11 protein-coding genes and 1 tRNA gene are annotated in these 13,221 nt (G+C 61.8%); all 12 read right to left on the reverse strand.

Annotated features, from left to right (window positions below):
- Positions 1–119 precede the first annotated feature (119 nt).
- A complete protein-coding gene (gene typA / locus F624_RS0117145) occupies positions 120–1,943 on the reverse strand; it encodes a translational GTPase TypA (protein WP_019575560.1) in 1,824 nt (607 codons plus the stop codon).
- The gene (gene truB / locus F624_RS0117150) at positions 1,940–2,941 is read right to left on the reverse strand and encodes a tRNA pseudouridine(55) synthase TruB (protein WP_051107442.1); all 1,002 of its coding nucleotides are present in this window, start codon (positions 2,939–2,941) and stop codon (positions 1,940–1,942) included. Before truB ends, typA begins: the two co-directional genes overlap by 4 nt.
- A gap of 4 nt (positions 2,942–2,945) precedes the next feature.
- Positions 2,946–3,317: a 30S ribosome-binding factor RbfA gene (gene rbfA, locus F624_RS0117155; RefSeq protein WP_019575562.1), complete on the reverse strand. Its 372-nt coding sequence runs from the start codon at positions 3,315–3,317 to the stop codon at positions 2,946–2,948.
- A gap of 27 nt (positions 3,318–3,344) precedes the next feature.
- Positions 3,345–6,218: a translation initiation factor IF-2 gene (infB, locus tag F624_RS0117160; RefSeq protein ID WP_019575563.1), complete on the reverse strand. Its 2,874-nt coding sequence runs from the start codon at positions 6,216–6,218 to the stop codon at positions 3,345–3,347.
- 24 nt (positions 6,219–6,242) lie between these two features.
- On the reverse strand, positions 6,243–7,727 hold the full coding sequence (nusA, locus tag F624_RS0117165; protein ID WP_019575564.1) for a transcription termination factor NusA: 1,485 nt from the start codon (positions 7,725–7,727) through the stop codon (positions 6,243–6,245).
- A gap of 66 nt (positions 7,728–7,793) precedes the next feature.
- Entirely contained in the window at positions 7,794–8,387 is a 594-nt protein-coding gene (gene rimP / locus F624_RS0117170) for a ribosome maturation factor RimP (RefSeq protein ID WP_031255347.1), read from the reverse strand.
- Positions 8,388–8,579: 192 nt separating this feature from the next.
- Complete coding sequence (locus F624_RS0117175) at positions 8,580–8,972, reverse strand: thioredoxin family protein (RefSeq protein ID WP_019575566.1); 393 nt, start codon at positions 8,970–8,972, stop codon at positions 8,580–8,582.
- A gap of 42 nt (positions 8,973–9,014) precedes the next feature.
- Positions 9,015–10,265 (reverse strand): cytochrome c, encoded by a 1,251-nt coding sequence (locus F624_RS0117180; RefSeq protein WP_245573662.1) that lies wholly within the window; start codon positions 10,263–10,265, stop codon positions 9,015–9,017.
- 47 nt (positions 10,266–10,312) lie between these two features.
- The gene (locus F624_RS0117185; RefSeq protein WP_019575568.1) at positions 10,313–11,035 is read right to left on the reverse strand and encodes a c-type cytochrome; all 723 of its coding nucleotides are present in this window, start codon (positions 11,033–11,035) and stop codon (positions 10,313–10,315) included.
- 118 nt (positions 11,036–11,153) lie between these two features.
- Positions 11,154–12,224: an acyltransferase family protein gene (locus tag F624_RS0117190; protein WP_019575569.1), complete on the reverse strand. Its 1,071-nt coding sequence runs from the start codon at positions 12,222–12,224 to the stop codon at positions 11,154–11,156.
- A gap of 72 nt (positions 12,225–12,296) precedes the next feature.
- A tRNA-Lys gene (locus F624_RS0117195) sits at positions 12,297–12,372 on the reverse strand.
- A 42-nt stretch (positions 12,373–12,414) separates the two neighbouring features.
- Entirely contained in the window at positions 12,415–13,221 is an 807-nt protein-coding gene (locus F624_RS0117200) for a tRNA threonylcarbamoyladenosine dehydratase (protein WP_019575570.1), read from the reverse strand.

Consider the following 13,221-nt stretch of genomic DNA (forward strand, 5'->3'; position numbering starts at 1 on the left):
GAAGCCATCGCTTCTGGACGGCTGAGTCCGCCCAAAAAACAAAAGGGGCCCAAGGCCCCTTTTTCTCCTCTGCACCCGCCTGCATTACATGAACGCAGGCCAGGCAGAGATGATCCATCTCAAGAACGGCTGGCGCGCTTGCGGTCCTGTTCCTTCAGGTGGCGCTTGCGCAGACGCACCGACTTGGGTGTGATTTCGACCAACTCGTCGTCCTCGATGAATTCAACGCCGTATTCCAGCGTCAGTTCGATCGGGGGCGTGATCTTGATGGCGTCTTCCTTGCCGCTCACGCGGAAGTTGGTCAGCTGCTTGGTGCGGGTGGCGTTGACCACCAGATCGTTGTCACGGCTGTGGATGCCGACGATCATGCCTTCGTACACCGGATCGTTGGCCTTCACGAACATGCGGCCACGGTCGTCCAGCTTGCCCAGGGCGTAGGTGAAGATTTCACCGTCGTCCATGGAAATCAGCACGCCGTTCTTGCGGCCGCCGATCTCACCCTTGTGGGGTTCGTAGCTGTCGAAGATGTTGCTGATCAGGCCAGAGCCACGGGTCAGGTTCAGGAATTCGTTGGTGAAACCGATCAGGCCACGGGCCGGGATGCGGTACTCCAGACGGACGCGACCACGGCCATCGGGTTCCATGTTGACCAGCTCGCCCTTGCGCTCGCCCAGGGCTTGCATCACGCCACCTTGGTGGCCTTCTTCGATGTCGGCTGTCACCAGCTCGATCGGCTCGTAGCGCACGCCGTCGATGTCGCGGAACACCACGCGCGGCTTGGAAACGGCCATTTCGTAGCCTTCACGGCGCATGTTTTCCAGCAGGATGGTCAAGTGCAGTTCGCCGCGACCCATGACTTCGAAGATACCTTCTTCGTCAGTTTCCTTCACGCGCAGGGCCACGTTGTGTTGCAGTTCCTTTTGCAGGCGGTCCCAGATCTGACGGCTGGTCACAAACTTGCCTTCACGGCCGGCCAGCGGCGAGGTGTTGACGCAGAAGTTCATGGTCAGGGTTGGCTCGTCAACCTTCAGCATGGGCAGCGGAGCCGGGTTGTTCACGTCGGTCACGGTGACGCCGATACCGATGTCGGCGATGCCGTTGATCAGCACGATTTCACCCGGGCCGGCTTCGGTGGACTGGACGCGGTCCAGGCCTTGGAAGGTCAGCACCTGGTTGACACGGCCCTTGATGGCCTTGCCATCCGGACCTTCCATGACCAGCACGTCGCTCATGGGCTTGAGCGTGCCTTGGCTGATGCGGCCCACGCCGATGCGGCCCACGAAGGTGGAGAAGTCCAGTGCCGAGATTTGCAGCTGCAGCGGTGCGCTCGGGTCACCCTTTTGCGACGGAACGTGCTTCAGGATGGTGTTGAACAGGGCCGACATGTCGGGGCCCCACTGTTCGCCGGGAGCACCTTCTTCCAGCGAGGTCCAGCCGTTGATGCCCGAGGCATAGACGACAGGGAAGTCCAGTTGTTCGTCGGTCGCGCCCAGCTTGTCGAACAGGTCGAAAGCAGCGTTGACAACCTTGTCCGGGTTGGCACCGGGCTTGTCGACCTTGTTGACCACCAGGATCGGGCGCAGGCCCAGGGCCAGGGCCTTCTTGGTCACGAAACGGGTTTGCGGCATCGGGCCTTCTTGGGCGTCGATCAGCAGCACCACACCGTCCACCATCGACAGAGCGCGTTCAACTTCACCACCGAAGTCCGCGTGGCCCGGGGTGTCGACGATGTTGATGTGGGTGCCTTCCCAGCTCACAGCGCAGTTCTTGGCCAGAATCGTGATGCCACGTTCTTTTTCGATGGCGTTGTTGTCCATCACGGTGTCCACGATCTTCTCGTGTTCCGCGAAGGTGCCCGACTGACGCAGCAGTTGGTCAACCATGGTGGTTTTGCCATGGTCAACGTGGGCAATGATGGCGATGTTTCGAATTTGTTTGCTCATTTCGTTTCCTCAGTACGGTCGCCTTCGCTTCCGTGGGTTCGTTCCATGTTTTCAAGAATCTGTTGGATCTCGATGGGGCTCAACAGCCGCTCCGGGATCAGCTCACCGGCCAACGTGTGGCCCACCCCCAGCAAAGCGGGCGGCTCATCACCGAACACCGCCACGGCCTTGGCATCGGCCCAGGCGCCTCGGCGGCGCATGCCGCTCAGAAATCGCCCCGCATTCTGACTGTCCAGCGTGACGCGGGTGTGATGCGTCAGCAAGGTCTGTACCGGCATCAGGCTGGCCAGGCGTTCCCCCTCAGGCAGGGCTTCCAACGCTTCCAGGCTGACACATCGGCTTTGGTCGAAATCACCGGTCACGGTGCGACGCAAGGACACAAGGTAAGCCCCGCAGCCCAACGCCTGACCAATGTCTTCGCCCAGGGTGCGGATGTACGTGCCCTTGCTGCAGCGGACTTCGATGCGCAGGGCAGGAAAGCCCTGCTCTGCCGAAACGTCTGTCAGTTGCAGCTCAAAAATGGTCACATCACGCGCCGGGCGCTCAACATCGATGCCCTCGCGGGCATATTCGTACAAGGCCTTGCCGTCTTTCTTCAAGGCGCTGTGCATGGGCGGCACCTGACGGATCGGCCCCAGAAAGCGCTCACGGACCACAGCCAGAGACTCGGGGCTGAGGCAGGCAGGATCCACCTCACGAGTCTCGATGATGTCGCCCTCACGGTCGCCCGTGCTGCTTCGCTGGCCCAGCCGGGCCACAGCCACATAGGTCTTGTCGGCATCCAGGTGGAGCTGGCTGAACTTGGTGGCGGCACCAAAGCACAGCGGCAGCACCCCAGTCGCCAAAGGATCGAGCGTGCCGGTGTGGCCCGCTTTTTCGGCGCGCAGCAGCCATTTGGCCTTCTGCAAAGCATTGTTGCTCGAGAGTCCGAGCGGTTTGTCGAGCAACAACACCCCATGCACAGGGCGCCGTTGCACCCTTGTGCGTGGCGCGTTCATGGGCTCAGTCGTCTTTCGCGCGAGAAGAGACCGCCTTGGCAATCAAGGCGTTCATGTCGGCCGCACGCTCGGTGGTGCGGTCGAAGTGGAAATGAAGCGTCGGCACAGTGTGAATGTGCAGACGCTTGAACAGGCCGTTGCGCAGGAAGCCGGCGGCCTGGTTCAGCGCTTCCTCGGTTTCTTTCGGGTCCCCGATCAGGAGACTGAAATACACCTTGGCGTGCGCATAGTCGGGCGTCACCTCCACAGACTGGAGGGTGACCATGCCGACGCGCGGATCTTTGAGTTCGCGCGCGATCAGCTCGGTCAGATCACGCTGGATCTGATCGGCCACCTTGAAGCTGCGGTTGGGGGTGCTGGATGCCTTGCGTACCATCGTCTTGCTCGGGTCGTCGCCTCACGCTCACAGCGTGCGGGCGATTTCCTTGATCTCGAAGAACTCCAGCTGGTCGCCCACGGAGATGTCGTTGTAGTTCTTGAGCTTGATACCGCACTCGAAGCCTTCCTTGACTTCGCGGACATCGTCCTTGACGCGCTTGAGGGACTCGAGCTCGCCGGTGTAGATGACCACGTTGTCGCGCAGCAGACGGAAGCGTGCCGAGCGGTTGACCATGCCGGAGGTGACCATACAGCCAGCCACGGTGCCGATCTTGGAGGCAACGAACACGGTGCGGATTTCGGCCGTACCGATGACTTCTTCCTTCTTGTCCGGCGTCAGCATGCCCGACATCGCAGCCTTCAACTCATCGACGGCGTCGTAAATGATGTTGTAGTAATGGATGTCGACCGAGTTGCCTTCAGCCGTCTTGCGGGCACCGGCATCGGCACGCACGTTGAAGCCGATCACGATGGCCTTCGAAGCGATGGCCAGGTTGATGTCGGATTCGCTGATCGCGCCCACAGCGGCGTAGACCAGTTGCACCTTGACTTCGTCGGTGGACAGCTTGAGCAGCGAGGCAGCCAGAGCTTCCTGCGAACCCTGCACGTCGGCCTTGATGATGATCGGCAAGGTCTTGACTTCGCCAGCCGACATGTCGGAGAACATGTTCTCCAGCTTGGCGGCCTGTTGCTTGGCCAGCTTGGTGTTGCGGAACTTGCCAGCACGGTAGGTGGCGATTTCACGGGCACGGCGTTCATCCGTGAGCACCATGAATTCATCACCGGCCTGGGGCACTTCGGTCAGACCCTGGATTTCCACCGGGATCGACGGGCCAGCCGACTTGATGGTGCGACCCGCTTCGTCGAGCATGGCACGCACACGGCCGTAGGTCTGGCCTGCCAGCACCACGTCGCCAGTCTTGAGCGTACCGGACTGAACCAGCACGGTCGCCACCGGGCCGCGGCCCTTGTCGAGCTTGGCTTCGATCACCAGGCCCTTGGCGTTGGCGTCGACCGGGGCCTTGAGCTCCAGCACTTCAGCCTGCAGCAGCACCTGTTCGAGCAGTTCGTCGATGCCCGTGCCCATCTTGGCCGACACTGGCACAAAGGGAGACTCGCCGCCGAACTCTTCAGGCACGACCTCTTCGGCCACCAGCTCGCTCTTCACGCGCTCCAGGTTGGCGTCGGGCTTGTCGATCTTGTTGATGGCCACCACGATGGGCACACCCGCAGCCTTGGCGTGCTTGATGGCTTCCTTGGTCTGCGGCATCACGCCGTCGTCGGCCGCCACCACCAGGATGACGATGTCGGTGGCTTGGGCGCCACGGGCACGCATGGCCGTGAAGGCCTCGTGACCCGGGGTATCCAGGAAGGACACCATGCCGCGCGGGGTTTCCACGTGGTAGGCACCAATGTGCTGGGTGATGCCACCGGCTTCGCCAGAGGCCACCTTGGTGCGGCGGATGTAATCCAGCAGCGAGGTCTTGCCGTGGTCGACGTGACCCATCACGGTCACGACCGGGGCACGAGGCAGTTGCTCGGCGTCCTGGGCTGCCACGTCTTCGTCGGTGAAGGCTTCCGGGTCATCCAGTGCGGCCACGATGGCCTTGTGACCCATTTCCTCGACCACGATCATCGCGGTGTCCTGGTCCAACGGCTGGTTGATGGTGACCATCTGACCCAGCTTCATCAGGTGCTTGATCACCTCGGAGGCCTTGACCGCCATCTTGTGGGCCAATTCGGCCACGGTGATGGTTTCGGGCACGTGCACTTCGATCACACGTGCTTCGGCCGGTGCCTGTTGCTGCTGGTCTTCACGGTGGTCGCGGTCGTTGCCACGGCGGCCACGCGGACCACTGCGCCAACTGTTGCGGCCCACGCCACCACTGCTGTCGCCGCGGGTCTTGATTTCCTTCTTCTTGGCCGGATCGCCCGCCCAGCTGGAGGACAGCTTGGCCGACTTGACTTCCTTGTTGCCACCAGGACCTGCTGCAGGTGCCGGAGCATTGGCTGTGCGGGTGCCTGCACCTGCTCCCGGGGTACCGGCAGGCTTGTGCAGAGTGCCCTTGACGCCAGCCTTGGCATCGCCAGGCTTGACCACGGGCTTCGGCTCTTCGGGCTTCTTGGCCACGAGAACCTTCTTGGGGGTGGCCATCATCGAGCGGATGGCAGCAGCCTCGGCCTCGGCCTTGCGGCGACGTTCGCTCAGGTCGGCGGCGCGGGTGGCCTCTTCCTGGGCTCGGGCACGGGACTCGGACTCGGCCTTTTCACGTGCAGCAGCAGCAGCGGCACGCACGGCAGCAGCGGCTTCGGCCTGCTCCTTGCTGGCCACTTCCTTTTCAGCCATGGCCTGGGCCCGGCGGGCTTCTTCCTGGGCTGCGTAGGCGGCGGCGCGTTCTTCGGCTTCGCGCTCACGGCGCTCCAGCTCTTCGCGCTCACGGCGCTTGGCCGCCAACTCGGTTTCCTGGTCACGGATCTGCTCGGCCTGGCGGCGGGCTTCTTCCTCACGGCGGCTCAAGTCGGCGTTGTGGGCCGTTTCAGCAGCGGTGGGCGGCACGTCCTGCTCGACCACGGCGGCAGATTCAGGGCGCACGTCTTCCTCGCGCTGGATGAAGGTGCGCTTCTTGCGCACTTCCACCTGAATGGTGCGGGCCTTGCCAGTGGCATCGGCTTGCTTGATTTCGCTGGTCGACTTCTTCACGAGCGTGATCTTCTTGCGGTCCACGGCAGTCGTGCCGTGGCTAGCTTGCAGAAAACTCAACAGCTGCTGCTTGTCGGACTCGGTCAGATTGTCGGAAGAGGAGCGCTTGGAAACGCCCGCCGTGCGAAGCTGCTCGAGCAGGGTTTCAGGGGACTTCTTGAGCTCGTTAGCGAACTCGGCGACAGTGGTACTGGACATATTTGGTTCTTGCCTCCATGACCATTACTCTTGACCCGCGAACCAATGTTCGCGTGCCTTCATGATCAAAGCCGTGGCTTCTTCAGGGGTCTGGCCGGTGATGTCGGTGAGTTCATCCACCGCCAGATCCGCCAGTTCGTCGCGGGTATGGACCCCGCCAGCTGCCAGCTTGCCGATCAGTTCGGGGCTGAGGCCCTCGAGATCACGCAAGTCCTGGGAAACTTCGTCAACGCTCTCTTCCCGAGCGATTTCCATGGTCAGCAGAGCATCCTTGGCCCGCGAACGCAGTTCGTTCACCGTGTCTTCGTCGAAGCTTTCGATCTCCAGCATTTCCTGGATCGGCACATAGGCCACTTCTTCGAGGCTGGTGAAGCCTTCGGAAATCAGGATCTCGGCGATTTCCTCGTCGACATCGAGCTTTTCCATGAACAACTGGCGCGTGGCCTGTGTTTCATTGGCTTGCTTCTGAGCCGATTCGGCCGCATCCATGATGTTGATCTTCCAACCCGTCAGGTCAGAGGCCAAGCGCACGTTCTGGCCGCCGCGGCCGATGGCGATGGCGAGGTTCTCTTCGTCCACCACCACGTCCATGGCGTGCTTTTCTTCGTCCACCACGATGGACTGCACGTTGGCCGGGGCCAGGGCACCGATCACGAACTGGGCCGGGTCTTCGCTCCACAACACAATGTCGACACGCTCACCAGCCAACTCGTTGGTGACTCCGTTAACGCGGGTACCACGCACGCCGACACAGGTGCCGATCGGGTCCACGCGCTTGTCGTGCGACAACACGGCGATCTTGGCGCGGGAGCCGGCATCACGGGCACAGGACTTGATTTCGAGCAGACCTTGCTCGATTTCAGGCACTTCCTGGCGGAACAACTCGATCATGAACTCAGGCGCGGAACGCGACAGCACGATCGGAGCCCCACGCAAGGTCAGATCGACTTCCATGATCATGGCGCGGACGCGGTCGCCGTTGCGAAGGTTTTCCTTGGGGATCATCTCGCCACGACGTAGACGGCCTTCGACACGGCCCGACTCGACGATGATGTCGCCCTTGTCCATGCGCTTGACCGTGCCGACAAAGATCTTGTCGCCGCGCGACATGAAATCGTTGAGCAGCATCTCGCGCTCGGCGTCACGGATCTTCTGCAGAATGACCTGCTTGGCCGCCATGGCGCCAATGCGGCCGATGGGCACCGAAGGAACGGACTCTTCGATGTACTCGTCGAGCTCGATGTCCGCAATCTGTTCCTTGGCTTCAAACAGCAGGATTTCCTGGTCAGGCAGTTGCAGACCGGCTTCATCGGGCACCACGTGCCAGCGGCGGAAGGTCTCGTAATTGCCCGTGTCGCGGTCAATCGCCACGCGAATGTCCACCTCGCCCTCGTAGAGCTTCTTGGTAGCCTGGGCCAGTGCCGATTCGACGGCACCAAAGACCACATCACGCTCCACATTCTTTTCGCGCGAGATGGCTTCGACCAACATCAACAATTCGCGATTCATGTCACGACTCTCCTATCCAAAACGATGCAATGGGGGTGTTGGCAGATCGCTCGGCCAACCACCCGTTCAAGCAGACGGCGCTTCCTGAGAAGAAGCGCGCCCTTTGAAATCGACAATGGGGGCCAGACGGGCTTCGCGAAGCTCATCCAGCGTGAAACCAAGCACCTGCAAGGGCGCAGGCACGCGCTTCTTGCTGATCTTCTGCCCGGGCTTGACGGCCGGCTCATCACGCCAGACGATTTGCCATTGGGCCGGTGCTTCGGCAGATTCGACACGTTCAAGCGTGCCGCGAAATTTCTTGCGATTGGCGCTGACCAGGCCGCCGGCTGCGGCGCCCATCGGGCTTTTCAGGGTGATGTCGATGATCTCGCCCGCAAAACGCACGAAGTCCTGTTCGTTGCGCAAAGGCCGGTCCAGGCCGGGGGAGGAGACCTCGAGACGCCGATAGTCCACATCTTCGACTTCAAGAGCGAATTGCAGTTGGCGAGTGACTTTTTCGCAATCTTCGACCGTGACATAGACGGGCGGCTGAGATGCGGCTTCGGGTGACCAGGGCAGATCGATGGTGATGCGTAGCAAGCCCGATGCGGAGCGCTCGATCTCCACGAGGTCATAACCCAGTCCAGTTACGGTTTGTTCGACGGTTTGCTGTAGCGCCACGTTGATCCGGATGCAACCTGTTAAGAGGTGGTAAGTGGCGCCCAGAGCCCGGTTGACACCAGGGCGCAAGCACCACACCAAAAACGATTAACCAAAAAAAACGGGCGGTAATTACCCGCCCGTTTGGTCGTGAAGCCCTTATTGTAACGTCTAAAGTGTTGATTTGCAAAGGTTTCGGCTTTAGTTTTTGCATCAGGTGGGATCGGCGCACGCCGTGTCGGGCCCCAGCACCCCACGAACCCGATGCCACAAGGCCTTGGCCTCCGCATCCACCCTGGGAACCCGCCCCGGCTCAGCCTGAAAACCACTCAGTAAACGAGCCAGCACCTCGGGCTGAGGGGGCATAGCGCCAAAATGATGCACATCGGCACCGCAGGCGATCAGCAAGGTGGGAAAGGTCTCCACATCCACATCACCCATGACGTCCGCCTCGTCCTCAATATCAACCCAATGAAAGGCCGCCTCCGGGTGGCGCGACGCCAGCACACGAAACCCCGCCGAGTATTCCTTGCAGACCCCACACCAGCCGGCACACAGACAAACCACAAACCACTCTGACATCAGCACCCCCAGTCTGGCCGGCATGGTAGCGCAAACCCTTGCCTGCCTCAGATCAGGCTTCGCTTTTCAATGCGCGGATGCACCATCACGAAGAACATCCAGGGGCACGATCGGTGGCGCAGAGTTCCCCCAGGCATTGCGCACATAGGACAACACGGCCGCCACCTCATCGTCACGCAAGACCAGGCGGAAAGGCGGCATGCCATGCGGCCGGGGGTTGTCCGCGGTACTGGGTGCATACCCACCCTCCAGCACCATGCGAACGAGATTGCCGGTTTGCACCATGAGCACAGACCGATTGCCCGCCAGCGGGGGATAGGCTCCCAGCACCCCCTGCCCTTGTTCGCCATGACAGGATGAGCAATGCCGCTCGTAGAGTTGAGCCCCCACCCCCGACGGTCCGGCCGAAGCCGCCGCACCCCGCGCACCCTCCGCCACTGCAGCACGACCTGGAGCATCAGAAGATGAGGCCAGGTAGAACGCCATGGCACGCAAGTCTTCCAGACTGAGGTATTGCGTACTTTGCGAGACCACCTCAGCCATGGGTCCGGTCACGACAGCCGCCGCCCCAACACCCGATTTGAGCACCCTCACCCACTCCTCTCGGCTCGCAGCATCCAACCCGGCCTGACCGAGATCCTTGAGGGATGGCGCATACCAACCCTGCCCAGGCAGGTGATACCCTCCAAATTCAGCACCCGGCCGATAGCCCCCAAGGGCGTCACGCGGGGTGTGGCAGGCAGCGCAATGCCCCAGCCCTTGCACCAAGTAGGCACCCCGATTCCACGATGGGCTTTGATCGGGCGCATCCTGCCAGACTGCGGGACGGAAATACAAGCCGCGCCAGAATGCCAGCGCCCATTGCGTGCGATACGGCCAGGCCAGTTCTTGGGCCGTATTTTCACGAGCGACTGGCGGGACTGTTCTCAAGAATGCCCACAAGGCTTTCGCATCCTCAGGCGTGACACGGCTGTATTCGACATACGGAAATGCGGGATTCAACAACCGTCCGTCGCGGGAGCGGCCATGGTGCAGGGCTTGCCAGAAGTCCCCCTCCGTCCAACGCCCCAGCCCCGTGGCCGGGTCGGAGGTCAAATTGCTGGAGTACACCCGCCCGAACGGCGTCTCGATCGCCCGCCCTCCGGCAAAAGGCCTGCCGCCTTGCGCCGTATGACAAGCCACGCAATTCCCCGCCCTGGCCAGATAAGCACCCCGAGACACCTGATCAACCGGCGACGCCTGCCCAGAAGCCCCGGCCGCGTCAGACCAGGACTCCGGCGCCTGGCGCCACCCCATCCAGAGCAGCACAGCAAACACAGCCGCCCCCAAACCCAGTACAAGCACCCCACCCCAAATCCACCGCCTCATGAGCCCTCCCCGGCGGTCATGCCACCACATTTCAAGGGCAAAGGCTGGGGCAGACTCTTGACAGCCCGGGGATTTGCAGGAAGCGCCTGACTGGCCAGCCACGCCGAGACGGCACTGACCTCGTCCGCGCTCAGCATGCGCGCCACCTTGGCCATGCAGTCTGGCGCCTGAGCCTGCCGCTGGCCGGTCTGCCAGGCCCCCAACTGGCTGTTGAGGTAATCCCGGGGCAGGCCCAGCAAACCCGGCACCGCCGGAAGCAAACCCGTCATCGACGGGCCATGGCATTGGACGCAAGCCGGCAAGCCCCGCCCAGCATCACCCTGCTGCACCAGGCGCCTGCCGCGCTCCAGCAACGCGGAATCCACCACCGGAGGCCGAGGTGGTGGATAGGGAATCTCAAGGCTGGCAAAGTAGCCAGCCATCTCGGCCAGGTAGGCATCACTCAGGTGCTCCAACAGGCCAGACATCAGCGGGTAGCGACGCCGCCCCTCGCGGAAATTCAACAACTGGTGATAGAGATAACCTTGCGGCTTGCCCGCCAGACGGGGGAAGTAGCCATCCGGAGTGGCCCGCCCTTCACGGCCATGACAGGCCGTGCAGGCCTGGACCCGCGCCGCCGTCGATTCAGGAGGGGGCACAGCAGAATTCACCGCCGGCACACCGGCATCCGGCTTTTGCGCCCAGGACAGGGCCGAGGCCAGCAAGACCGGCACCAACAAAGCCCTCAACAAGCAAACACCATGCACCAGCAACCTCGCCCGCCTTGAATCAACGATACGAAGACTCTAACGGTTGCCGGTCATGCAGCCCATAGCAGAAGCCCGATAAAAGACCGGATCAGCGCAAAGCGGCCAGTGCGCCCATCACCTTGGCACTGCCGCGATTTTCAACCAGGACCCAGAACAGATGACCGCAGGCCAGGCTGGCCGTCAAAGCCAAACCCATCCCCAAGATGTTCACCCAGGGCTGGGTCGGAAACCAGTGGTGCCATGCGGCGTTGAACACCAGGCACACCGGGAAATGGATCAGAAACACCGAATAGGAGATGCGCCCCAACCAGGCCAGCAAGCCGTGATGCAACCAATGCCAGGAACCACGCAACAACACCACACCCAACACCATGGACGTTGCCAAGGCGATCGCAATGCGGATGCGGAACTCCAACATCAAGGCCAGACCACCCACCGCAGCCAAGGCCGCCAACCACAGCCAGGGGTGTCGGCGACCCGAGGCCCAGCGGGCCATCATGCCCAAGGCATAGGAGCCAAAGAAATAAAGACCGGTGATGTCGAAGCCCGCATCCCGGTTGAAGAACAGGAGCGACGCAAGCATCAACATGCTCGTCAGGCTGACCACCCATGCGGTCAGACGAGAGCGCGCGACCACGTCATGGGGATCCATCGGGCCAGCCAGCTTCTGGCCAATCCAGAAAAGCAGCACCGCCAGGCTGTACAACTGCAAGTCGATGGCCACATACCAGACACCAGCCGACAAGGCCTCATGCCCCACCCAGTTGTGCAGCATGAACACATGGGAGGTAACACGCCAGAAATCAGGCGCCGAAGGTACCGACTCGTGATGCAGCCAAGGGCGAATCAGGGCCGCAACGACGATGGCCACCAGCAAGGCAGAGACATAGGGAATGGCCAGGCGAAGATAACGCTGCCAGACCAGAGACAAGAGGGGAACACACTGCCCAGAACGGGCAAAGCGGGACAGCTGAGCTGCCGTGAGAAAGCCGGCCATGACCAGAAACACCTGAACAGCCAGGCGCCCATAGTCATACAGCCAACTGATGAGCGAGGGCGCCAAGGACAGCGCCACATCAGACATGGGCCCGTAAAAAGCCAGATGGTGACTCACGATGAGCACACAGGCGACACCCTTGAGGGCATCGACCAGAGGCATTCGATTGACAGCACTAGAAGTCATTGACGGCCCATGAAAAAAGCCAGCCCCACGGGCTGGCTTGGGTGTCTTTGGTGGGACGTGCGGGGGTCGAACCCACGACAAACGGATTAAAAGTCCGCTGCTCTACCAACTGAGCTAACGTCCCAACAGCTTCTTCAAACATTTGAATATCTGAATCAGCGAAGCCTCAAATTATATCGTGTTTTTTTGGCTTTTTAGAACTCGGCGCTGCCAATTGATCCAGAACCCAACCTGCCGCACATTGTCCGAAGGTGGCCGTGACACTCACGACGGATCCGTAGCCATGGCAATTCAAAGAGCCATCACCAGACAACTGGCAGGATGGATCCGGTGGCGCCACCGCCTCACGACTGAACACGCAGCACACCCCCATGCGCTTGCCGTCCTTGGGGGCCCCCTGCTCACGCCGCAGGCGGTACCGAAGTTGGGCCAGCAAGGGGTCGTGCGTGGTCTGACTCAGGTCGTCGATGTCCACCAGATGGGCGTGCCGCTTGCCACCAGCCGCGCCCACCGAAATGAAGGGCACCGAACTGCGCCTGGCCCAGGCTGCCAGTGCCGTCTTGGTCTTGACCTGATCGCAGGCATCGATGACCGCCGAAGCCCCGGCTGGACAGAAGCCCGGCCAGTTCTCTGGCGTCACAAAGTCTTCCACCCGGTGCACCACGCAAGCCGGATGAATGTCGGCAATGCGCTCGGCCATGGCGTCCACCTTGGCCTGCCCCACCGTCGCACCCAGAGCGTGGATCTGGCGGTTGATGTTGGATTCGGCCACGTTGTCCAGGTCGATCAAGGTCAGCTCGGCCACACCGCTGCGCGCCAAGGCCTCGGCCGCCCAGGAGCCCACGCCCCCGATGCCAATCACCACCACGTGAGCGGCACGGATGCGCGCGGCGCCATCCACACCGTACAAACGGGCCAGCCCGCCGAAGCGCCGCTCCAGATCGGGCTCCAGGCCCACCAGCACATCCGTCAC

It is taken from the genome of Curvibacter lanceolatus ATCC 14669 (genome assembly GCF_000381265.1).
Classification (GTDB): Bacteria; Pseudomonadota; Gammaproteobacteria; order Burkholderiales; family Burkholderiaceae_C; genus Curvibacter; species Curvibacter lanceolatus.